Source organism: Sorangium sp. KYC3313 (assembly GCF_052075895.1).
Lineage (GTDB): Bacteria > Myxococcota_A > Polyangia > Polyangiales > Polyangiaceae > Sorangium > Sorangium cellulosum_B.
The window spans coordinates 782,647-804,890 of the sequence record NZ_CP197255.1 but is presented as its reverse complement, the minus strand read 5'-3'; the positions used below and the strand labels follow the sequence as shown (position 1 = coordinate 804,890).

General features: G+C 73.0%; 14 protein-coding genes. 9 read left to right on the top strand and 5 right to left on the bottom strand.

Going from position 1 to position 22,244, the window contains the following annotated elements; all coding sequences use genetic code 11:
• The first annotated feature begins 609 nt into the window (after nt 1–609).
• Both ACSRUE_RS03155 and ACSRUE_RS03150 read left to right on the top strand, forming a co-directional pair.
• Nucleotides 610–1,368: an MBL fold metallo-hydrolase gene (locus tag ACSRUE_RS03155; RefSeq protein ID WP_441289718.1), complete on the top strand. Its 759-nt coding sequence runs from the start codon at nt 610–612 to the stop codon at nt 1,366–1,368.
• Between the two features lie 56 nt (nt 1,369–1,424).
• Nucleotides 1,425–2,906: a sigma-54-dependent Fis family transcriptional regulator gene (locus ACSRUE_RS03150; protein ID WP_441289717.1), complete on the top strand. Its 1,482-nt coding sequence runs from the start codon at nt 1,425–1,427 to the stop codon at nt 2,904–2,906.
• 103 nt (nt 2,907–3,009) lie between these two features.
• On the opposite strand, the gene ACSRUE_RS03145 is transcribed toward ACSRUE_RS03150, so the two are convergent.
• The 4 genes from ACSRUE_RS03145 to ACSRUE_RS03130 all read right to left on the bottom strand — a co-directional run bounded on the left by ACSRUE_RS03145 (nt 3,010) and on the right by ACSRUE_RS03130 (nt 9,542).
• Complete coding sequence (locus ACSRUE_RS03145; RefSeq protein WP_441289716.1) at nt 3,010–3,615, bottom strand: hypothetical protein; 606 nt, start codon at nt 3,613–3,615, stop codon at nt 3,010–3,012.
• A gap of 144 nt (nt 3,616–3,759) precedes the next feature.
• Nucleotides 3,760–5,325, bottom strand: a complete 1,566-nt coding sequence (locus tag ACSRUE_RS03140) for a hypothetical protein (RefSeq protein ID WP_437762593.1) — start codon at nt 5,323–5,325, stop codon at nt 3,760–3,762.
• The gene (locus tag ACSRUE_RS03135) at nt 5,322–8,177 is read right to left on the bottom strand and encodes a DUF4175 family protein (RefSeq protein ID WP_441289715.1); all 2,856 of its coding nucleotides are present in this window, start codon (nt 8,175–8,177) and stop codon (nt 5,322–5,324) included. The genes ACSRUE_RS03140 and ACSRUE_RS03135 overlap by 4 nt, the downstream gene beginning before the upstream one ends.
• A gap of 78 nt (nt 8,178–8,255) precedes the next feature.
• Nucleotides 8,256–9,542: a GNAT family N-acetyltransferase gene (locus tag ACSRUE_RS03130; RefSeq protein WP_441289714.1), complete on the bottom strand. Its 1,287-nt coding sequence runs from the start codon at nt 9,540–9,542 to the stop codon at nt 8,256–8,258.
• A 170-nt stretch (nt 9,543–9,712) separates the two neighbouring features.
• Between ACSRUE_RS03130 and ACSRUE_RS03125 the strand changes: the two genes are divergently transcribed.
• The 3 genes from ACSRUE_RS03125 to ACSRUE_RS03115 all read left to right on the top strand — a co-directional run bounded on the left by ACSRUE_RS03125 (nt 9,713) and on the right by ACSRUE_RS03115 (nt 14,548).
• Nucleotides 9,713–11,707 carry a DsbA family protein gene (locus ACSRUE_RS03125; protein WP_441289713.1) on the top strand — a complete coding sequence of 665 codons (1,995 nt, stop codon included), beginning with the start codon at nt 9,713–9,715 and terminating at the stop codon, nt 11,705–11,707.
• Nucleotides 11,708–11,867: 160 nt separating this feature from the next.
• Complete coding sequence (locus ACSRUE_RS03120; RefSeq protein WP_441289712.1) at nt 11,868–13,073, top strand: hypothetical protein; 1,206 nt, start codon at nt 11,868–11,870, stop codon at nt 13,071–13,073.
• A gap of 143 nt (nt 13,074–13,216) precedes the next feature.
• Nucleotides 13,217–14,548 (top strand): phosphoribosyltransferase family protein, encoded by a 1,332-nt coding sequence (locus ACSRUE_RS03115; protein WP_441289711.1) that lies wholly within the window; start codon nt 13,217–13,219, stop codon nt 14,546–14,548.
• 81 nt (nt 14,549–14,629) lie between these two features.
• On the opposite strand, the gene ACSRUE_RS03110 is transcribed toward ACSRUE_RS03115, so the two are convergent.
• Entirely contained in the window at nt 14,630–16,135 is a 1,506-nt protein-coding gene (locus tag ACSRUE_RS03110) for a hypothetical protein (RefSeq protein WP_441289710.1), read from the bottom strand.
• 279 nt (nt 16,136–16,414) lie between these two features.
• Here ACSRUE_RS03110 and ACSRUE_RS03105 point away from each other — a divergent pair, with 279 nt between their 5' ends.
• The 4 genes from ACSRUE_RS03105 (at nt 16,415) to ACSRUE_RS03090 (ending at nt 22,142) form a co-directional block, all read left to right on the top strand.
• On the top strand, nt 16,415–16,957 hold the full coding sequence (locus tag ACSRUE_RS03105; protein ID WP_437762586.1) for an inorganic diphosphatase: 543 nt from the start codon (nt 16,415–16,417) through the stop codon (nt 16,955–16,957).
• 681 nt (nt 16,958–17,638) lie between these two features.
• Nucleotides 17,639–19,372, top strand: coding sequence for a DUF1592 domain-containing protein (locus ACSRUE_RS03100; protein ID WP_441289709.1), 1,734 nt, complete (start codon nt 17,639–17,641; stop codon nt 19,370–19,372).
• Between the two features lie 51 nt (nt 19,373–19,423).
• Nucleotides 19,424–20,752, top strand: coding sequence for a DUF1552 domain-containing protein (locus ACSRUE_RS03095; RefSeq protein ID WP_441289708.1), 1,329 nt, complete (start codon nt 19,424–19,426; stop codon nt 20,750–20,752).
• A 100-nt stretch (nt 20,753–20,852) separates the two neighbouring features.
• A complete protein-coding gene (locus tag ACSRUE_RS03090; RefSeq protein ID WP_441289707.1) occupies nt 20,853–22,142 on the top strand; it encodes a DUF1552 domain-containing protein in 1,290 nt (429 codons plus the stop codon).
• Nucleotides 22,143–22,244: the final 102 nt, after the last annotated feature.

Sequence of the window (22,244 nt, the reverse complement as noted above, 5' to 3'; positions counted from 1 at the left end):
GCCCTGGCGTCGCAGAGGCGGCCAACGGCCCGGGTAATGCGCTCTCGCGGAAGCACCCGCAACAGCTGTGCGGCGGCGTAGGTGGCAACGGTCATTGTGCGGAGCAGCGGTAACGATGCGGGAAAGAGAGCGGTGCAGGAATGCTAGGCCTCAGGAACGACCTTGGTCAACGCTCGGGTCAGACGAACCTTCCAGCGTCGGCGCGGTCCCCAACCTGCGAGGGAGCTCAGCCTTGACGCGACGCACAGCGCGATCCGAGGCGCGACGCCAGGCCCGTCCCCCGCGCCCCACGTTTCTCCACGTCGCTGCGAGCGCGTCAATCGCGAAGCGCCGCTCCGCGCAAAAGGGGGCGCGAGGGCCCGCGGGCCGTCCCCTCGAGGCGCTCCATTCTGAAGCGGCGATCCGGACCTCGCGCTGCGACTTCGATCGACCTCCGCGGGCGCAGCAGAAAAGCGGAGCGGTTTCAAGGGCCTGCGTCCTGGCACGCCGCTCGCTGAAGAGCGGCCGAGGAGGCTCGCAACAACGATGGAGATCAAGTTCTGGGGAGTTCGCGGGAGCATCGCTTCGCCTGGGCCGGAGACGGCTGCGGTGGGCGGAAACACAAGCTGCGTGGAGGTTCGCTGCGGCTCGTCGCGGATCATCCTCGATGCAGGGACGGGCGTACGCAAGCTCGGAGATGCCCTGCTCCGGGAGGGGCCGGTCGAGGCGACGGTGCTGCTGTCGCACCTGCACTGGGACCACATCCAGGGCCTGCCGTTCTTCGTGCCGGCGTACCTGCCGAGCTCGCGGCTGTCGTTCGTGGGCAGCGCGCACGGGGTCGGGAGCCTCCGCGAGGTGCTCTCGACGCAGATGGCCGCGCCGAGCTTCCCCGTCCGCATGGACGAGCTCTGCGCGCAGATCGCCGTGCGGGAGGCGCGGCCGGGCGAGGCGTTCGATGTGGGCGAGGTCCACGTGCGGATCGCCAAGCTCAACCACCCGGGCGGCGTCCTCGCCTACCGCGTCGAGCACGAGGGCCGCAGCGTCGTCTACGCGACCGACACCGAGCACTACGCCTGCGTCGATCCGGCGCTGCGCGCGCTCGCGGACGGGGCCGACGTGCTCATCTACGACGCGCAGTACACCCCGGAGGAGTACCGCGGCGACGGCGGGCGCTCGAAGGTCGGCTGGGGGCACTCGACGTACGTCGCGGGCGCGGAGATCGCGCGGGCGTGCGGCGCGCGGAAGCTCGTCCTGTTCCATCACGACCCGCAGCGGACGGACGCCGGCGTCGCGGAGATCGAGCGCCTCTCCCGCGAGCTCTTCCCTGCCTCGGTCGCCGCGCGCGAGGGGCTCTGCATCCACGTCGAGGCCCTCGCGCGGGCCGCGTGATGACCCGGATGACGACGAGCGCGGCGCAATCTATGCTGGATACTGCTCCGCTATCCATGTCGCGCCTCTCGCTGCTCGTCGATCTCGCCTCCCTGCTCGCCCGGGAGGTCGACTTCGACGCTCTCCTCGGCACGGCGTGCGAGCGGCTCGCGAAGGCGCTCCGCGCCGACCGCGCGACGATCTGGCTCGTCGACGCCGAGCGCGGCGATCTCGTGACGCGCGTCGCCCTGCTGCCCGAGCTCCCCTCGCTCAGGCAGCCGCTCGAGCGCGGCATCGCCGGGCACGTGGCCACGACCGGACAGGTCGTGCGCGTCGACGACGCCTCGCGCGACCCGCGCTTCGATCCGTCGGCGGACCGGGCCACGGGCTACACGACGCGCTCGATGCTCGTCGCGCCCATCCGCGAGGACGGTGCCGCCCCGGTCCGCGGCGTCGTCCAGCTGCTGAACCGCGCGGGCGCGCCCTTCGACGAGGAGGACCAGCGCTACCTCGTCGCCCTCGCGACGCAGCTCGCCCGCGCCCTCTCGCTGACGACGCTTCGCGCCGCCGAGGGCGGCGGCCCGGGGGTCGTGCTGCAGGGGCCGTTCAACCGGATCGTCGGCCGGAGCGAGCGGCTGACCGCCGTGTACGAGAAGGTCCAGCTCGCGGCCCAGACCGACGCGACCGTGCTGCTCCGCGGGGAGACAGGCACCGGCAAGAGCCTGTTCGCCCGGGCGATCCACGTCAACTCGCGGCGCCAGACGAGGCCCTTCGTCACCGTCGACTGCACGACGCTGCCGGCGCAGCTCGTCGAGAGCGAGCTCTTCGGCCACGAGCGGGGGGCGTTCACCGGCGCGGACCGGCGTGTGCCGGGCAAGGTCGAGCTCGCCGAGGGCGGCACGCTGTTCCTCGACGAGCTCGGGGACCTGCCGCTCGACATCCAGGGCAAGCTCCTTCGCTTCCTGCAGGACCGCTCCTTCGAGCGCGTCGGCGGTCGCCAGTCGCTCCGCGCCGACGTGCGCGTCGTGTGCGCCACGCACTGCGACCTCGAGCGCGCGGTCGCCGAGGGGCGCTTCCGGAAGGACCTCTACTACCGCGCGCGCGTCGTCGAGATCGATCTGCCGGCCCTGCGTGAGCGCGGCCCCGACGACGTCGAGACGCTGGCGCGGCACTTCGCGGACGTCTACGCGACGAGGTACGGCAGGCCGTCGCCGCGCTTCGATCCGGACGCGCTCCGCCACCTCCGCGCTCATACGTGGCCAGGCAACGTGCGCGAGCTCGAGCACTGGGTCGAGAGCGCCATCGCCCTCGCGCCGGACGGCCGCATCTCCGCGGGGCACCTGCCGACGCGCCGGGGCGAAGGCGCCCCGCCGCACGCCGCCGCGGCGCCCGAGGGCGACGCGCGGGTCGCGCTGCCGCTCGGGCTCACCCTCGACGAGGCGACGCGGCGCTACGTCGAGGCGATGGTCCGGGCGTGCGAGGGGAACAAGACGGAAGCGGCGAAGCGGCTGGGCGTCGGCAGGAACACCCTGGCGCGCGCGCTTCGCGCGAAGCACTGAGGCCGCGCGGAGCGCGCGACCTCCTCCGGCCCGGCGCCCGCGCCGCGCGAGGCCCGCGGAGGCGCGGGCCGCTGGGCGCGCGCGCGACGCTCTTCACCCCGGGTTACCCCGGGTCCACCGGGAACGTCAGGCCGATCCCGGCGATCGCCGCGACGGCCGAGGTCTTCCACCTCCCGGCCGGGCCGGCCGAGAGCAGAGGGCGCGCCAGGACGAGGTGCAGCTCGAGGAAGCTGCGCAGCTGGAGGTGTCGCGCGATGCGCCACTCGGCGCCGCCGCGCGCGCCGGAGGTGAGCAGCCAGAGGACGTGGCCCGCCGTCTGGGTGACGCTCTCCGGGGCGGACGCGCGGACAGCGCCGAGCTGGAAGACGTTGCACAGGAAGACGTCGTCCCGGTACCTGCAGAGCGACATGACCCCCAGCCCGGCGCTGATGCGCCGCGGCCCGCCGCTCGGCAGATCGCTCGGAGGGCCGCCCAGCGCGACGAGCGCCCGCGCCTCGAGCGACACGGACAGGTCGGACCAGCGGAGAGCGGCAGCGGGCGAGAGGCCGAGGCCCGCCGTCGGCGTCAGGCCAAATGCCAGCACGGAGGACGCGCTGAACTCGCTCTGCACGCGCGGCTGCGGCGCGCGCTGCGTGCCCTGGGCGTAGGCCGGGGCCGGCAGGGCGAGGCCCAGCGCGATCATCAAGGGGATGCGACCAGGGTTCGGCATCCCGCGCACCGTAGGAGCGCGCTCCGGCGCGACGGAATCCGGAGCGGGCCCGCTCGCGAACAAACCGCCGCTCGCGCGCCATTGCGTCGAGCGGCGCTATTTCCTCGGCTCGCCGTCTTTTTTTTGGATCTCGCATGCGACGGGCTAGCGCGCCCTGCGGCGCGCGGCCTCGCAGAGGGCCGAACGGCGGGGGTCGCCGGGGAGATCGGGCGGCAGCTTCTCCTCGCAGGCCACGTCGGGGTTCAGCGGATCGAGCGCCGTGCCCGCCGAGAAGGCGCGGCCCCCGTCGGGGCCTCCGTGGAGCAGCCCGTGCAGCGACCACCACCGGCCGTAGCGGCTGTGCACGTCCTCCACCCGCTCGACGAGGGGCGAGGCGCTCGCGCGCTCGCCCGACGCCAGCAGGGCGGCGGCGAGGAAGCAGCGCACCGCCGGCTCGTGCGGCGCGAGCGCCTGCGCCCGCGCGTGCTGGACCGCGGCGGCGGCGTGGTGGCCGCGGTCGTGGAGCAGCTGGCCGAGCCGCACCCGCTTGCTCACCTCCTGCCGGTGCGGCATGTCCGCGCCGGGCGCGAGGTCCGGCGGCACGTCGGCCGGCACGCTGGCGAGGTAGGCGCGCCAGCGCTTGTCCCAGGCCGCGAGGTCCGCGCCGGAGATCTCGGCGATCGCCCGCTCGAGGTCCGCGTCGCTGCTCGCGTCCTTGAGCCGGCGCAGGAGCTGCGGCAGCGCCGTGTCGCCCGCCTCCCTCGTCCAGTAACGGATGAAGCTCGCGACCTCGGCGAACACGACCGCCGCCTCCTCCGCGCTCGGGAGCATCGCGATCGAGGGGCCGATCTTGTCGAGCGGACGCCCGAGGCCCCGCTGGAGGCCCAGGAAGGCGATCGCGTCCGCGGACGGTACGTCGTCCAGCGGGTCGGGCTCGCGCCAGCGGACCTCCTCGCGCTTGGCCACGCCCTCCTGGAGCCACAGCGGGGCGTTGTCGCGCGTCCCGCGCGAGAGGGCGAGGTGCGTTATCTCGTGCGCGAGCGTGTCCAGCCAGGGATAGCCGCTCGGCGTGGCGCGCGGCGAGAGCATCGTCACCCGCCCCCACTTGGCGATGGCGACCGTGCCCGTCGTCCGCGCCGCGTCCTCGGGCAGCCCCGTCATCGCGGAGAGCGTGAACTGATCGCGGACGAGATCGATCCGCAGCGGCCGGAGGAGCTCGACGCCGAGGTCCTTCGCGAGCACCTCGCGCGTCCTCGCCGCGACGTCGACGAGGAGCGGCACGAGCGCGCGATCGTCGTCGTCCTGGAGCCGCACCCAGACGCCGCGCTCCTCGTCGTTCACGACGACCGTCGCCGCGGTGGCCCGGGCGCAGCCGCGCGCGATGTCCCCGAGCGCCGCGCCCTCGGCCGTCGCCGCGAGATCGGGGCGCGCGAGGATCGCCGAGGCGGCGTCGCAGTCGCCCTCGTAGATGGCGAGGCGGCCGCGCTCGAGCGCGAGCGCGAGGTCCGCCGGGTCCGCGTCCTTCAGGGCGTCCCGCGCCGCGGGGACGTCGATCTCCAGGATCGCGGCCCGGGCCCGCGCCGCGCGATCGAGATCGCCGACCGTGAGGCGTCCGGACGCGGTCGCCGACGCCGTCGCGAGCCCGGCGAGGATCGCCGCCCGGAGGCCGCGCCTCGCGATCGCCGTCGCCCCGCGCCGGGCCGTGGCCGCCCCGCCGCCTGTGCGCGTCATTTCAGGAGCCCCTCCGCGTAACGCTTGACCGCCTCTCGCAACCGCGGCTCCGAGGCCCCCCCGAGCCCCTCGAGCACGCGACGGCGGAACTCCTCGGGGCCCTTGTGTTTGTCCTTGTCCGGGATGTCGGCCTTCCTCGCCATGTTCCGCTCCCCTTCCGACTCGGCGTCGCTGTCCTGACCCTGGTCCTCGCTGCGCGACATCTCGAGCAGCCGCTGCGCGTCGCGCTGGCGCTCGTTGCCGCCCTCGCCGTCCCCCTCGGCGAGGGCGCGCTGGGCGTCGCGCATCGCCTGCTCGGCCTCGTCGAGGCGATCGAGCATCTCCTCGGGCATGCGGCCGTCGCCGCGCTCGCCCCGCTTGCGGAGATCGCGCGCGCGGTCAGCGAGCGATCCCTCGCGCTGGCTCGAACGCCCGAGGCCGTCCCGCGCCCGCTCCGCCGCCGCCTGCCGCAGCTTGCGCAGCGCCTCCTCGGCCCAGGCCAGCTCCTCGGCGAGCGCCTGCTGCGCCTCGCCGGCCTCGCGAGCGGCGCGCTCCTCGGGGAAGAAGCCGCCGGCCTGCGCGCCGAGCCGCTTCGCGTCGCCCAGCGAGCGCATCGCGCCCCGGCCGCTCGTCACCGCTTCCTCGGCGCGGCCCTGCTCCAGCGCGCCGGCCATCGCCTCGGCCTGCTCCCGGCCAGCCGCCGCGGCGGCCTCGGCGGAGCCCGGCGCCGCGCCCGGCTGCGGCAGGTCCCGCACGGCCTCTCGGATCGCCTCCGCGTGCTTCTTCGCCTCCTCCCGGAGCGCCGCGATGTCCTCGGGCCGCGACGCGCGAGAGAGCTCCTCGGCGACCGCGTTCGTCTCGGCGGCGTGATCGCGCGCGAGCTCCTCGAGATCCCGCTCGCTCTGGGCGACGCTCTCGTCGGCGTTCGACGCGTCCCCGGGGTCAGGCCCGCGCGGCGCGCCCGACTCCACCCCGCCGCGGCCGCCGCCGCCGAACGAGGGCTCCGGCCGCCTGAGCCGCGCGGCGAGGTCGCGCGCCGAGAGCTCGGCGTGCAGCCAGTCGCTGGCGCCGCGGGCGCGCGCGATCCGGCGCAGGTCGTTCGCGACGATCTCGCCGAGGTCGAGGCCGAGCTCGCCGAGCTTGCCGAGCTCGACCCCCCCGCCGCCCAGCACCGTGACGGCCGCCTCCAGGCGGACCTCGCCGCCCTCGCGGTCGCCGTTGTCCAGGAGCTCGGCCGCCGCCGCCGCCTCGTCTGCGACGTCGGCGAGCCGCTGCGCGACGGCCCGGGCGTCGCGGTGGCCCAGGCCGCGCAGGCCGGCGTCGAACGCGAGCAGCGCGCCCTCGGTCTCGTCGAGCAGCTCGTGGTGCGCCGCGCGGGTCGTCGACTTCCGCTCCGCGGCGAGCGCCGCGTCGAGCCGGGCCAGCTGACCTCGGGCGAGCGACGCGATGCGCCCCCGCACCCGCAGCCCGCCGTGATCCGCGGCGAGCGCCGCCTCGACCGCCGCCTTGGCCGCCGCCTGCACCTCGGCCTCGTGCGCCGCGTGCGCCGCGGCGCCGCCCGCCTCCGGCGGCCTCTGGCCGATGCGGTCGGCGAGCAGATCCGTGAGGGCGTCGCGCGCCTTCACGAGCGCGGCGTAGCGCCGCGCCTCGGGCTCGCCCACCTGGGGCGGGACGACCAGGATGGCCTCGCTCCTGCCCCACTTCGGGCCCTCGATCGGATCGTTGTCCCGCGCCTCGATCCGCACCTCGACGGGCACGTACGTCCTGCGGAAGAAGGGATCGCGCGCCCGGAGCTCGTAGCCTCCGCGGTCGACCTTCGCGTCCGCCGCCGGCCGCGAGAGCACCCGCCGCTCCTCCTTCGCTCCGGCGCGCAGGACGAGATCGACCTCGCGCAGGCCGTGATCGTCGGTGATCTCGTAGCGGAGCGGGATGCTGGGCTCGTCGAGGAGCTTCACCGTGCGCGGCGCGCCCTCGAGCGTGACGCGCGGCGCGTCGTCCGGGATCGACACGACGCGCTGCGCGTCGGCCTGCCGGACGCGCACCTGCCCGAAGCGCGCGGCCGCCTGGAGGGTCGTCGACTCGCCGAGCGTCCAGCGGGCGACCACGCTGCCCTTGCCGTCGTCGACGAACGGCACCTCGGCGCCGCCGTCCGTCAGCACGAGCGCGCGCCCCGCGCGGACGGGGCGGCCGCGCACCGTGATCACGGTCCCTCGGGGCTGCATCGTCGGGGCGAACGGCAGGAGCTCCTCCGCGCCCTGGTGCAGGTACTCGGGCGGCGCCGCCGTCATCTCGACCTCCTCGATCCACGGCAGATCGAGGGGAGCCTCGCCGCCGCGGGCGGCGAGGACGTCGAGCCCCTCGACGACGCGCGACGGCTCGATCGCCGCCGCCGCGAGCGCCGCCGCGCCGAGGGCGAGGCCCGCGCTCGCCCACCGCGTCGCCGCCTGGCGCGCGCGCTCGACGACGCGCGCCTGCGAGGCGCGGCCGAGCAGCCGCCGGAGGTGCAGGCCGGCGAGCTCCGGCGAGCCGACGCGATCGTCGGCCGCGGCGCGATCCGCGAGCGTGAGCGCCCGCAGCGTGGCGGCGCCGAGCGCCTCGTCCGTGCGACCGATGATCTCGCGCACCGTGCGCCTGGCGTCGCCGCGCCGCCGCTGCACGACGATGGCCCGCGCGGCGATCGCGGCGAGCAGCAGCGCGAGCCCGGCGCCGGCGAGCCCGCGGGCGAGCGGGGACCCGACGCGCGCCACGTGCGCCGCGCCGAACAGCCCTGCGCAAGCGGCCGCGGTGAGCGCGCGGCGCGCGGAGGGGCCCACCTCCGCATCCCAGACGGAGCGCAGCCGCGCGATGGACAGGGCCGGCGCCTCGTTATCCATGGAGAGGCAAGGGTAACCGGCGGGAGGAGGTGGTCCAGCGGATCGGTGGGATCCCCCGGGCGGCGGGAGCCCGGGCGATCAGACGTCGAGCTCGCCGTCGGTCATGAACCAGCTCTCCGCGTCGAGCAGCATGCGCCGCAGCTCGTCGGGGAAGGCGGGATCGAGGTGTACGATGAGCCACCGCGAGCCGACGTTCGGCGGGTGGGGGCGGGAGAAGAACCCGAGCGCCCGCAGGCGGGCGCTGAACGAAGGGGGCGCCACGAGGAGCATGCCCACGGAGACGTGCCCCTCTCGCCGCATCGCCTGGCAGAACTCGAGCAGCAGGGCGTCGAACGTGGGGCCGTTGTCCTCGCAGAACAGGTCGCTGATCTCGACCTTGTTGTTCCTCACCGAATAGACGGCGTAGCCGAGCAGCCGCCCGTCATGCCGATCGAGCATGCAGAAGAAGCGGTATCGGACGTTGCCGAGCTGCGCATAGCGCCAGTTCAGGAACCGGGCGCTCCGCTCGCCGACGACCGGCCAGAGCTTCGCCCGCGACCACAGCGCGTCGAAGCGGTGATCGGCTGTGTCCACGAGCTCGGTGCGCACGCGGCTCCCCTTCGCGAGCAGCGCGGCGGTGTCCCGGAGCGCCATCGAGGCGTCGAGGGCGCTGCCCGCGGCACGGACCAGGAGGTTGTCCGGCTTCACCGTCGCCCGCTGGACGGCGCGCTCCGCCGCGGTCGACAGCGCCTGCGCGAGCGGGGCGGGCGGGGCGCCCGGCTCCGCCGCCTCCCAGAGGGCGCGCCAGCGAGGGTGGGGGACGGCCGACGCGGCCCGCTCGGCGATCCGCTGCACCACCGCGCCCACGGTGTTCCGCTGCTCGCCGGCCGACGAGGCCGCGAGCTCGTTCAGCTTGTACGCGGCCATGAGGGGCCGGACCCAGATGGTGGAATCGGCGATCTTCTTGTAGCCGGCGCGCTGGAAGATCGGGAATGAGGCCTTGTTGGGGAAGCCGAACACGAAATCGACCCCGGCGTCGCGGCAGCCCCTCGCGAGCTCTCGCTGGATGCTCATGGCCGCCCCCGCGATGCGGTGCGCCTTGGTCACGCCGAAGTCGCCGAGGACGCCGGCCTTGAGCTTGCGCCCGTCGACAACCAGGTCGCGCGGGTAGAACGAGCCGCTCCCGATGATCTCCCGCTCCGGTCCGTGAAAGCCCATCCAGGTCCGCGGGGGGCCGGCCGGGTTCTGCTCCTGGAACCAGCGCATCCGCCGCTCCACGAGCTCCTGCGATACCTCGCCGTGGGCGAGGTTCTCTTTCCAGAGCTGCGCGAGGGCGTCCCTGTGCTCTTCCGGCTGGATGCGGGCGGCGCTGTAGACCTTCTCCATGGCTTTCCGGTGCGCTCTCCTGGCGCGGCAGAGCGGCGCGCCGCGCCCGTCATGGCCGAAGGCGGCGAGGGCGTCAATCGCGCCTGGCGGCGCGGCGAGGCGTTCCGCGCTGGGCACAGCGACGCCCGCACGGCGAAGGCGTCATCGCGGAACCGGAGTACACTCGCGCGATGTCCCGCCGCGCCATCGCCGCCGTCGCCTGGCTCTCGTTGCTGTTCGTCCTGGCTTGCAGCTCCGCGCTGCCGCCGCCCCCTCCAGACGCCTCGCAGGCGAAGACCAGCGGCGCCCCTGCGCGGCAGCCGGGCCCAGCCGCCGATCCGGGAGCGGCGCTCGACGAGGTGATGGTCGCGGACGGCGACCCCGGCCCGGTGCCGGTGACCCGCGCGGATCCGGCGCGCGGCAGCCGGCTCGCGCCCGTGACGATCGTCGTGTTCTCCGACTTCGAGTGCCCCTTCTGCAAGCACCTGGGCGGCACGCTGAGGCAGCTGGAGCAGCGGTACGGCGCGGAGCGGCTGCGGGTCGTGTGGAAGAACTTCCCGCTCGCCTTCCACAAGCAGGCTCGGCCGACGGCCGAGGCCGGGGCGGCGGTCTTCGCGCACGCGGGGCCCAGCGCCTTCTGGGCGTTTCACGACGCCATCTTCACGGCCGACGAGCGGCTCTCGCCGGAGGTCCAGGCCACCGCGCTCCGGCGGGCCGGGGTGACCCCCGGCCAGATCCAGCAGCTCGTCCAGCAGAGCGGGGCGGCGCAGAAGGTCGACGCGGACATGGCGCTCGCCGGGCGGCTCGGCGTGAACGGCACGCCGGCGTCGTTCATCAACGGCGTCCTCCTCGCCGGCGCGCAGCCGGCGGAGCGGTTCTCGGAGATCATCGACGCGCAGCTCGCCGCGGCGCAGGCGCTCCGCGCCGAGGGGACGCCGCCGGAGAAGATCTACGCGGCGCTCGCGAAGAAGAACTTCGCCCCTCCTGCCGAGGAGCCCGACGACGCCGATGATGAAGAGAGCGACGGCGGCGTGGTGCACCTCGTGCCCGTCGGGGACTCGCCCGTGCGCGGCGCGGAGACGGCGCTCGTCACGATGGTGCTGTTCAGCGACTATCAGTGTCCGTTCTGCAGGCGGGTCACGCCGACGGTCGAGAAGCTCAGGGCGCAGTACGGCGACAAGCTGCGCGTCGTCTGGAAGGACCACCCGCTCCCGTTCCACCCCCGGGCCGAGCCCGCTGCAGAGCTCGCGCGCGAGGCCCGCGCCCAGAAGGGAAACGACGCCTTCTGGCAGGCCAACGATCGCCTCCTCGCCGGCGAGGCCGCCCTCGACGACGCCGCCCTCGAGGCCGTCGCCGCGGACCTCCGGCTGAACGTCAACGCGGTGAAGCGCGCCGTCGCCTCGCACAAGCACGCCGCCAAGATCGAGGCCGACGTGGATCTCGCCGACGATCTCGGCGCCCAGGGGACCCCGCACTTCTTCATCAATGGCCGCAGCCTCGTCGGCGCGCAGCCGATCGAGAAGTTCCAGGCGATCATCGACGAGGAGATCGCCAAGGCGGAGGCGATGGTCGTGGCCGGGACGCCGCGCGCGAAGGTGTACGAGGCCATCCAGAAGCAGGCGGTCCCGCCGGCGCCGCCGCCGAAGGTGGCCGTGCCGCCGGTGCCCAAGGGCCACCCCAGCAAGGGCGCGGCCGCGGGCAAGGTGGTCATCCAGGTGTTCTCCGACTTCCAGTGCCCTTTCTGCGCGCGCGCCGCCTCCACGATGGACGAGCTCGTCAAGGCGTTCCCGGGCAAGGTCCGTGTCGTCTACCGCCACCTGCCGCTCCCCTTCCACCCGGAGGCGCAGCTGGCCGCCGAAGCGGCCATGGAAGCGCTCGCGCAGAAGGGGCCGGCCGGGTTCTGGAAGATGCACGACCTGCTCTTGAAGGCCAACGACGCCTCGAACCTCGACCGCGCGGCCCTGGAGCAGCACGCCGCGAGCCTCGGGCTCGACCCGGCGCGCTTCGCAAAGGCGCTCGACGAGCGCACCCATCGCGCCGCCGTCGAGGCCGACGCGCAGACCGCGCGGAGCGCCGGCATCACCGGGACTCCCGGGTTCGTGATCAACGGTTACCTGGTCAGCGGAGCCCAGCCGCTCGCGAAATTCAAGAAGGTAGTCCGGCGCGCCCTCAGCGAAGCGAACTGAACACCACCTGAACACGCGCGACACGCGCCTCCCGGCGGCGCGCGCTCCGGCGCAGGGCTCCAGAACCTGCGCTCCGAGCGGTCTGGCGCTCGGCTCACCGTGTGCGTTTCTCGGGCGCCTCCCTCGATATTGCGCTTCGAGCTCGTGATAGCCTGTCGCAATGCCCAAACCGCGCGGTCGAGGGACATCGGCCGAACCCAGGCGCACCGTCAAGGCATCGAGCGGATCCGCGCGCGCGCGGCGTCATGGCAAGGCGGGCGAGCGCGGGGGCGCGAAGGCGGGCCCGCCGGCCGCGCTGCGCGACCGGCAGGAGCGGGCGCCCGCGAGCTCGGGAGCCAGGCCCAGGAAGGCGAAGGGCGCGACCTCGCTCGTGGAGGCCGCCGCCGCGAAGCGACCGGCGGCGCCGGGGAAGCGCGCGGCGGCCGAGCCACCGGCGGCGCCGAGGATGCGCCCCCCGAGAGCGCGCGCCGGCGAGCAGGCCAGCGCCGCGCCGCCGAAGCGCCGACCCCGGAACGCGAAGGCGAAGAGCGGGGCGGATGACGCGGAGTTCTCGCCGCCCCGGCCGCCTGAGCTCGACTGGGACGACACGCCGTCTGAAGGCGCCGAGGAGGCCCTCGCCCAGCGCTGGGCGGCGCGGGGGGAGGAGCTCTTCCAGCAGCTCGAAGGCCACGGCGCCGCGCTCCACGAGTACCGCGCCGATCTCAAGGAGGGGCGCTTCGTCTGGATCGCGCCGAGCGGGCGCGTGTCCGCCGAGGCGAGCGCGCGCCTCCTGTGCAGCTGGTCGTGCGCGACCTCGGTCCTGGTCATGGCGTGGGCCGACCCGCTCGCCAGCGGCGCCGGGATCGGGCGCATCGACGGGATGCCCGCGGAGCAGGACGGCATCGACGAGCAAGGCGCCTGGCAGATCGCGATGAGGGCGGCGGACGCCTGCAACGCCGCCTACCTCTATCGCGTGTCCTCGCCGCAGGCCTGGTACTTCCTTGCGCTCGACGGGCTGACGTTCTCACCGAAGCGCACCTCGTTCCACCCGGGCGCGCCGGTCTGCCTCGTGCTGCGCGCCATCGGCGAGGTGCGCGAGGCGATCGCGTCCCGCGCCGAGCCCGCCGACGTCGTGCGCGACAGGATCTCGGCGCTCAGCGACTCGCTGTTCCACCAGGCCAGGTATGCCTATCGCGACACCGATTGGGTCGCGCGCCTCGATCGGACCGGCTCGTGCCTCTCGCACCTCGCGAAGCGCATCCCACGCGCGGGCTTCAGCGCGATCGCCGCAGGCCAGCGCATCGACGAGTGGCTCGAGCGCGAGCTCGCGGTCGAGCTGATCAACGCGCTATCGCTCATCGAGGACGAGTGGAGCCTGTTCGGTTGATGAGGCGCTGACGGGCGCGGCCTTGCCCGTGTCGCGGTCAACCCCCCGCCACTCGTCGCGTCGCGCGCGGCCGAGCCCGCGCCGCGCGCCCCGCGGCACCGCTCTTGAAGGGGTCCCAGGAGCGGACGTGAGGGGAGGGGGCGATGGGGCGAGCGAAGCTGTTCGAGGATCGCAGGGACGCCGGGCGCAGGCTCGCGCAGCTGCTCTCGGGGTACAGGAGCGAGGCGCCGCTCGTGCTCGCCCTGCCGCGCGGCGGCGTCGAGGTGGGCTACGAGGTGGCGCGCGCGCTGGGCGCGCCGCTCGATGTGTGGATCGTGCGCAAGCTCGGCGCACCCGCGCAGCCGGAGCTCGGCGTGGGCGCGATCGCCGAGGGGGGCGAGGTGTACATCGATCGGGGCCTCGTCGCGCTGCTGGGGATCTCCGAGGCGGAGCTCGCCGAGATCGCGGAGCAGCAGGCCGCCGAGGTGGAGCGCGGCGTGCGCCGGTACCGGGGCGACAGGCCGATGCCCCGCGTCGAGGGGCGGACGGTGATCGTCGTGGACGACGGCATCGCGACCGGCGGCACCGTGCGGGCCGCGCTGCGCGACCTGCGCAAGCGCTCGCCGAGGCGGCTCGTGCTCGCCGTGCCGGTCGCCGCGCCGTCGAGCCTGTCGTCGCTCAGCCGCGAGGTCGACGGCATCGCCTGCATCGAGGAGGACCCGGGCCTCCAGGCGATCGGCGCCTACTACGAGGATTTCTCGCAGACGTCGGACGACGCCGTCGCCACGCTGCTCGCCGAGGCGCGGCGCGAGGTCGCGACGCCGGAAGAGGCGGAGCGGCCCCTCTTCGTCGAGGCAGGGACGGCGGCGCTGCCCGGGGACCTCGCGATCCCGGAGAGGGCGGGCGGCCTCGTGATCTTCGCGCACGGCAGCGGCAGCAGCCGCAGGAGCCCTCGCAACCGCTCGGTCGCGGAGGCGCTCTGGCGGTGGGGGCTGGCCACGCTGCTCTTCGACCTGCTCACCGGCGAGGAGGAGGCGGAAGATCGCCGGAGCGCGCAAATCCGCTTCGACGTCGATCTGCTCGCGCGGCGGCTGATCGGGGCGACGGACTGGGCGCTCGCGCGCCCCGAGCTCCGTCAGCTCGCGGTCGGCTACTTCGGCGCGAGCACCGGCGCGGCGGCCGCGCTCATCGCCGCGGCGGCGCGGCCGCGCGTCGTGGGCGCCGTCGTGTCGCGCGGCGGCAGGCCCGACCTCGCGGGCGCGGCCCTGGCGATGGTGCGCGCGCCGACGCTGCTCATCGTGGGCAGCGCGGACACCGAGGTGCTCGCGCTGAACCAGGTTGCCCTCGACGGCCTCGCGGGCCCGCGCCGGCTCGCCGTCGTGCCTTCCGCGACGCACCTGTTCGAGGAGCCGGGCGCGCTCGCGGCGGTCGCCCGGCTCGCCGGCGAGTGGTTCGCGCAGCACCTGAGCGCGCGAGGAGCCGAGGCGAGGGCGTGACGCGCCGGCCGGCGGCCCGGGCAGGCCGCGGCGAGCGCGCCGCCTGCCGGCGCCCGGCGGGAGCGCCGGCCGGCGCGGCGCCTACCTGGAGAGCCAGACCGTGTACGCGTGCGGCATGAACGGCGCGTCGTCGGGATCGAACGGGAGGCTGCGGATCATGCTCCCCGCGTTGACGCCCACGACGAGCAGCCCCGAGAGCCCGTCGAGCCCCACCACCGTGCGCTGCGCGCGGCTGCTGCCGAAGACGCCGGCCACGTCGACGCGGCCGGCCTCGGCGCCGTGCGCGTCGACCTTCACGATCGCCCAGCGGAACAGCGCGGGCAGCTCCCAGTCGGCCACGAAGGTGATCTCGGCCGCCTTGAGATCCGGCCGAGCGGCCGCGTTCTCCGCCGAGAGATCGAGCCAGAGGTACGTCGCGCCGGTCGGCTCGATCGGGCGCAGGGGCGCGACCCGCCGCGGGAGCGTGGCGTAGGGCAGCGACCACTCGAAGCGAACCCGGCCGAAATCGCCGAAGCGCCCGGCGTCGGAGAGGTGCGCGCCGTCGCTGCGGCTGCCCACGAACGCTCGCGCGATGGCGAACTCGAGGAGCAGGTCGTCGAGGTCCTCGCCGCGGGATCGCAGGGACGCCCGGAGCGCATCGAAGGTGTCGGGCTCGGCGTCGAAGCGCGCCGCGCCCGCGGGCGTGGACTGCGCCGCGATGGCGAGCAGCGACGTCGCGACCTGCGCAGGCGTCCCGGTGCCGTACGCGTCGTCGAGGTACCACGGAAAGAGCAGGCCGCCGTCGAGCGCGCCGAGCGCCGCGCCGGTGAGCGCCCGCTCGGGCGCCCGCTGGAAGGCGTCGACCGCGGCGAGCTCCTCGGCCGCGCAGGGCGCCGCGATGGCGGCGAGGTAGCTCGCCGTCATGGCGATCGCGCCTTGCTCCGCCCCGGCGTCGAGGCGCATGGCGACGGCGTGCGCGAGCGCGTAGGCCGCGTCGGACGCGCTCGCGCACCCGCCGCGCCCCGGCGCGGCGATGATGGCGAACGCGCTCGCGGCGTCGAACCGCTCCCCGAGCGCCCGCGGGTCGTACCCCACGCGCATCGGGCCGCGGCGCGGGCCGCGCTCCAGGTAGAGATCGTACGATGGGCCGCCGCCCCGCGCGCCGTCGGGGAGCGGGCGCGGCAGACCGAGCGCGTCGTAGGCCCGCATCGCGGCCTCCAGGTCGGTGAGGCTCTCGAGGAGCGCGGCGCCGGGGACGTCCGCGGGCGCGTGCACGCAGACGGGCAGCGTGAAGGAGCAAGCGCGTTGCTGGGCGTCGCGGACGTCGCGCTCGTCCGGGCGCTGCACCGGCGAGACCACGGGCCGGCCCTCGGCCGGCGGGGCGGCGGCCGCTGAGGCGCCGTCGTCGGGGGGCGCCCCGGCCCGCGCGCTCGCGACGTGCGAGGGCGGCCTGGCCGACGGCGCGTCCGGCGCGCGCGCCGCTGCCGCGGGGGGGCCGCCGAGGACCGCGCCCAGGGCGAGGACCACCAGCGCCCAGGGCGCCGTGCGTCGGAGCGCGGGCCCTCGCGCTGGTCGCGCGGCCGGGGCGCGTGTGGGGAACGGTCTCATGGGGAGCGCACCTGGAATCCGGAGATCCGCCGGCGAGTCTGCCCCGGCGGCTTCGGGCTAGCTCATCGCACGAGCGCCCGCCCTTGCCCATGCCCGCCAACGTCGGTCGTGCGTCCCCCGCCGCCCCGCGCCTGGAGGGCCCCAACGGCGGCGGGCTCATCTCGTTCCAGAGCGGGAATGCGGGGGTGTCCGGACCCCGATCTCACCGAATCGAACTCCTGGTATCCTGCGCGCCCCTCGCCCGCCTCCCGGGCGGGGGCGAAAGCCCAGGACGATTCAATGACCCATCCGCTCCACGACATCTTGCTCCCCGACAGCCGACACGACTTCTTCCCCGTGGTGATCGAGATCCCGAAAGGATCGAAGTGCAAGTATGAGCTCGACAAGAAGACCGGGCTCTTGATGCTCGACCGCGTGCTCTACTCGTCCGTGCACTACCCGGCCAATTATGGCTTCATCCCTCAGACGCACGCGGGCGACGGCGACCCGCTCGACGTCCTCGTCCTCATGCAGGAGCCGGTCGTGCCGCTCACGATCGTGAGGGCGCGCGCCATCGGCGGCTTCTTCATGCGCGACGACAAGGGCGTCGACGACAAGATCATCGCGGTCGCCGTCGACGACCCCTCCGTGGCCCATTACCTGACCCACGAGGAGCTGCCGCCGCACGTGACCAAGGAGCTCATGCGGTTCTTCATCGACTACAAGACGCTCGAGAACAAGCTCGCAGAGGTGGATACGATGTACGACAGGAGCCGCGCCCTGGAGGTCATCGAGGAGTCCGTCGCGAGCTATCGCTCGATCAGCGCCTGGTCCAAGGGCTGACGCGGCTGGCCCTGGGGGCGCGGTTGCAGCGGCGCACGGATGGATCGCGGAAGCGGTGGATCGCCCTTCCTGGACCCCTCGGCGTCCACCCCTCGCAACCTTCGAAAAAATCCAGAAACCGGGCATGGCGGCGCCGGGTATCCCCGCGAGAACACTCGGCACGAGGGTTGCTTTACCGCCTGCTGTGGATCGCTTCGCGACGCTCACGGACGACGAAGGCCTTGCCCAGCGGCTCGCCCAGAGCCCTGAGGTCGTAACGCGCCTGGCGATCCAGCGGCTCCGGTTCGACCTCGGATCCGGTGGGAGGTCGAGCTCTCTGGCGTGGCGGGTGACACGGTGAGTCGGCTCAACGCGGAGCGTCGAACTCGACTTCGCTCCGGGGAGAGCCACCACGGGCCCACCATGACGCATGCAGGCGAGCAGGCAGGGCAAAGACGCTGAAAACGACGCTGAAAACGATTCGAACGCGACCAGCGCACTCGACGCAATCAACGCAAACAGCACGAATGACGCGGGCGATTCGGTGACAGGCCATTGAAGCGCGCGGGTATGCGCATGGATTATCGAGGCGACACCGCTTGATCGGGGCTTGACAACATGAGAGACATCAGCTTTTCTCAAGCAATGATGAGCACGCTTAATGGCTTAGTTTCGGCGAAAGCGTGTCGCCGCTACTCCGCAGTGGCGCTTCTCCTCGCCGGCCCGCTCGGTTGCCTGGGCAACCTCGGCAATCCCAACGACGAGACGCCCTCCGAGACCAGTAGCAGCGGCAACGGCAGCGGCAGCGGCAGCAGCAGCGGCGGCGACGCTGGCGGCCCGCCGACGGGCGACCCGCCGGAGGTGCACACGGAGATCCCGGAGGTGTCGCACTGCGAGGTCGCGGACAAGAGCACCCCCGGCCCGCGCGTGGTGCGTCGCCTGACGGTGGATCAATTCGAGGCCACTGTCCGCGATCTCTTCAAGGACCAGAGCGTCGCCCTCCCCAGCATCTTCAACGATCCGCAGGTGCTCGGGTTCACGGCCGACGCGAACGCGCTGGTGATTCGCGACCTGACGGCCCAGCAGATCATGGACTGGGCCGAGACGACGGCCGACTGGGCGGTGACGAACAAGCTCGCCAGCATCACCACGACGACGTGCAGGACCCTGGACGCGAGCTGCCGGACCGAGTTCATCCGCGACTTCGGCCGCCGCGCGTTCCGAGACAAGCTCACGGACGAGCGCATCGCGTCCTATGACGCGCTGTTCGGGGCGGAGAAGTCGTTCGAGGACGGCGCCAAGGTGGTCGTGGGCGCCATGCTGCAGTCGCCGTACTTCCTCTACCGCCACGAGATCGGGACCGCGGCGAGCGGCTCGGGCGTCTACGAGCTCACCCCGCACGAGATCGCGAGCAACCTCTCGTACTTGCTGACCGGGACCATGCCGGACGAGGCGCTGCTGCAGGCCGCCGACGCGGCCGCCGCCCAGGGCGCCAACCTGACCAGCGAGCAGATCGCCCAGCACGCGCTGCGCCTGCTGGAGGACTCGGCGACAAGGCCGCTGGCCGAGAAGGAGATGATGCGGTTCATGCGCGGCTGGCTCCAGCTGAACCGCCTCGTCACCGCGGTGAAGGACAACACGATCTTCGATCTCACGGACGCCATGCGCAAGGACATGATGGCCGAGACGCAGGCGCTCATCGTGGACACCGCGTTCAACCAGAACGGCACGTTCGCCAACCTCCTGCAGGCGGACTACACGTTCATCAACGCCAGCCTGGGCTCGCACTACGGCATCAACGGCGCCGGGGGCACCGAGCTGACGAAGGTGACGCTCACCCCGGGGCAGCGCGACGGGGGCATCCTGGCCCACGGCAGCTTCCTGACGGGGCATGGCAGCGCGAAGCTGTCCTCGCCGACCCAGCGCGGCAAGATGGTCCGCACGCGCCTCCTCTGCCAGCCGCTCGAACCCCCGCCGCCCGGCGTGGATCCGAACGTCAAGCCCCTGGAGACCCCGGCGACCACGCGCGAGATGATCGAGCAGCACACGGAGCCCGGGTATTGCGCGACCTGCCATGTGCCCATGGACAAGATCGGCGTCGGCTTCGAGCACTACGACACGTTCGGTCGGTGGCGGAACGACGAGAACGGGATCCCCGTCGACGTGACCGGCACGGTCGTCGATCCGCCCAGCGGCGAAGATTTCAATTTCAGCGGCGTCACCGAGCTGGCCGACTACCTCGCGGCGAGCGAGGACGTCAAGGCGTGCATGGTCCGTTACTGGTCGTACTACGCGTTCGGCGGCACCTGGGAGCAGGACGGCTGCACGTACGAGACGGTCCAGCAGGACGCCGCGGCGGACGAGTTCCGCCTCAAGAGCGTGTGGCTCGCGCTGACGCGCGCGCCGCACTTCACCCGCAGAGTTCAAGGTCCGTGACCCCACGGCTGCAACCCAAGAACAGATCGGTAGCGAGTGAAAGGATCGGTCATGCGCAGCCACAGTCGTAGGAAGTTTCTCAAGGGTGTCGGGGCCAGCCTGGGCGCCAGTCTTCTGTTCTCTCCCTTCTATGATTCCATCGCCAACGCGGCTCCCGGGAAGAAGCCGAAGCGGCTCCTGATCTTCTTCACCATGGGGACGGCCCCCTCGATCTGGAAGCCCAAGAGCGTCTCCGGCGAGACCCCCACGTTCAGCGAGTCCACCTCGCCGCTCGAGGAGGTGAAGGAGCACATCGTGATGCTGGACGGCCTCCCCAGCGGGAGCCCCAGCAACAACCACGGGTCCGCCGACGGCCTCACCGGGATGGGCTACTACAGCAACGGCCCCTACGGGCTGATCTCGGTCGACCAGTACATCGTCGAGAAGCTGAAGGGCAGCGGGCTGTCGACGCCCATCCCCTCGCTCCTGCTCGGCGCCGCCGTCGAGGGCGGCAAGACGGGGTTCTACAAGGGGACCAACCTGTTGCCGATCGCCTCCCCCACGTCCGCCTACTCGACCGTGTTCACGGGGTTCACGCCGTCCAACAACCAAGGCAGCAACGACAACAGCGCCGCCGAGGCCCTGCTGAAGCGGCGCAAGAGCGTCCTCGACAACCTCACGAAAGAGCTCACGTCGCTCAAGGGAAACCTGGGGAAGGAGCAGCAGTACAAGCTGGATCTGCACCTCGAGTCGATCCGCCAGCTCGAGCAGCGGCTCTCGAACACCATGACCCCGGGAGGAGGCGGAGGAGGAGGGACGGGCGCCTGCTCCGTCCCGGGAACGCCCACCGGCGACATGACCAATGGCTTGAAGGCCAACCTGCTTCATCTGGACATCATCGTCGGCGCGTTCGCGTGCGATATCACCCGCGTCGCCTCGATCCAGTGGGGCTCGGATCAGATGATGAACGCGAACCTGAGCGAGATCGGGCTCAGCGGTGAGGAGCATAACGGCATGATCCACACCGGCGCCCCTGCGCACCTCGACCTGATCAAGCTCGAGAAGTGGCTGCACCAGCAGTTCGTCGACGTCATCAAGAAGCTGAAGGCGACGCCCGAGGCCGACGGCTCCGGGACGCTCCTCGACAACACGCTGGTCGCCTGGTGCCGTGACATGGGCGACGCGCCGAACCACACCCAGAACGAGATGAAGTTCGTCCTGGCGAGCGGCAACGGCGGCTATCTGAAGACGGCCCCCGGCGGCCGGTTCATCAAGAGCGGCGAGCGGCACGAGCGCGTGCTGCTCAGCCTGTGCGACGCGATGGGCGTCACGGACTTCTCCGGCTTCGGGGATCCGGCTATGGGCAACAAGACGCCGCTCCCCGGCATCGCCGCGACCTGACACCGAGGGCGCGAGGCCGCTCGCCGCGACAGGTGCGCCCCCACGCACCTGTCGCGGCGAGCTCCGTCGGCGCGAGATCGGTAGCGTGAAAGGGTCGTTCATGCGCAGCCATCGTCGTAGAGATTTCCTCAAGGGGCTGGGGGCCAGCGTCGGGGCCGGCTTCTTGTTCAACCCCTTCCTCGACTCCATCGCCGAGGCGGCGCCCGGGCGGAAGCCCAAGCGGCTCCTCTTGTTCTGCACGATGGGGACCGCGCCGTCGATCTGGAAGCCCACGAGCGTCTCCGGCGAGACCCCCACGTTCAGCGAGTCGACGTCGCCGCTCGCGGACGTGAAGCAGCACGTCGTGCTCGTGGACGGCCTCCCCACCGGGAATCCGGGGAACAACCACGGCGCGCCCGACGCCCTCACGGGGCTCGGCTTCAGCGACCCCGCCAAGCTGATCTCCGTCGACCAGTTCATCGCGGACCAGCTGATCGCCGCCGGCACGAAGACGCAGATCCCCTCGCTCTTGCTGGGGGCCGAGAGCACGGTGAGCGGCGGGAGATCGCCGTATTATCGCAAGGACAACCTGCCAGGCATCGCCTCTCCGACGTCCGCCTACTCCACCCTGTTCGGCTCGGCGATCCCGTCGAACACGTCGTCGAGCGATCTCTTGCGCCGTCGCAAGAGCGTCCTCGATCACCTGAAGAACGAGATCAAGGCGCTCGAGGGGAACCTCGGCTCCGAGCAGCAGTACAAGCTGGAGCTGCACATCGACTCGATCCGGCAGATCGAGGAGCGGCTGTCCAACGCGTCGTCCGGCCAGACCGGCGGCTGCAGCGTGCCGACGAAGCCGGCCACCGATCCGGCCAACCCGCTCCAGGCCAACCTGCTCCACATGGATCTCCTCGTCGGCGCGTTCGCGTGCGACATCACCCGCGTCGGCGCGATCCAGTGGGGCTCGGATCAGGCCATGAACGTCGATCTCCCGGACATCGGGCTGAAGGGCGACGAGCACGGCGCCATGATCCACACCGGCGCCCCTGCGCACCTCGACCTGATCAAGCTGGAGAAGTGGCTGTCGCAGCGGTTCGTCGACCTCATCAACAAGCTGAAGGCGATCCCGGAGGCCGACGGCTCCGGGACGCTCTTCGACAACACGCTGATCGCGTGGTGCCGCGACATGGGCGACTCGCCGAACCACAACCAGAACGAGATGAAGTTCGTCCTGGCGAGCGGCGAAGGCGGCTATCTGAAGACGGCCCCTGGCGGCCGGTACATCAAGAGCAGCGAGCGGCACGAGCGCGTGCTGCTCAGCCTGTGCGACGCGATGGGCATCACGGACTTCGCCGGCTTCGGCGATCCGAACCTGCGGTCCAAGTCGCCGCTCCCGGGCCTTTCGGCCAACTGAGGCGACCGGCGGGCGCGCGCTCCGGTTCCCCGCGACCGCCGCGTCGCGCCGGGCGCCTGCGCGCTCCCGGGCGCACGCCGCCGTCGATCCCCGTCCCGCGCC

Bases quoted from the DNA above. Each gene is read 5' to 3' on its own strand.
- ACSRUE_RS03150 (WP_441289717.1), top strand. From the start codon at position 1,425: ATGTCGCGCCTCTCGCTGCTCGTCGATCTCGCCTCCCTGCTCGCCCGG.
- ACSRUE_RS03140 (WP_437762593.1), bottom strand. From the start codon at position 5,325: ATGACGCGCACAGGCGGCGGGGCGGCCACGGCCCGGCGCGGGGCGACG.
- ACSRUE_RS03130 (WP_441289714.1), bottom strand. From the start codon at position 9,542: ATGGAGAAGGTCTACAGCGCCGCCCGCATCCAGCCGGAAGAGCACAGG.
- ACSRUE_RS03115 (WP_441289711.1), top strand. From the start codon at position 13,217: ATGGGGCGAGCGAAGCTGTTCGAGGATCGCAGGGACGCCGGGCGCAGG.
- ACSRUE_RS03110 (WP_441289710.1), bottom strand. From the start codon at position 16,135: ATGAGACCGTTCCCCACACGCGCCCCGGCCGCGCGACCAGCGCGAGGG.
- ACSRUE_RS03090 (WP_441289707.1), top strand. From the start codon at position 20,853: ATGCGCAGCCATCGTCGTAGAGATTTCCTCAAGGGGCTGGGGGCCAGC.
- ACSRUE_RS03105 (WP_437762586.1), top strand. From the start codon at position 16,415: ATGACCCATCCGCTCCACGACATCTTGCTCCCCGACAGCCGACACGAC.
- ACSRUE_RS03135 (WP_441289715.1), bottom strand. From the start codon at position 8,177: ATGGATAACGAGGCGCCGGCCCTGTCCATCGCGCGGCTGCGCTCCGTC.
- ACSRUE_RS03120 (WP_441289712.1), top strand. From the start codon at position 11,868: ATGCCCAAACCGCGCGGTCGAGGGACATCGGCCGAACCCAGGCGCACC.
- ACSRUE_RS03095 (WP_441289708.1), top strand. From the start codon at position 19,424: ATGCGCAGCCACAGTCGTAGGAAGTTTCTCAAGGGTGTCGGGGCCAGC.
- ACSRUE_RS03125 (WP_441289713.1), top strand. From the start codon at position 9,713: ATGTCCCGCCGCGCCATCGCCGCCGTCGCCTGGCTCTCGTTGCTGTTC.
- ACSRUE_RS03145 (WP_441289716.1), bottom strand. From the start codon at position 3,615: ATGCCGAACCCTGGTCGCATCCCCTTGATGATCGCGCTGGGCCTCGCC.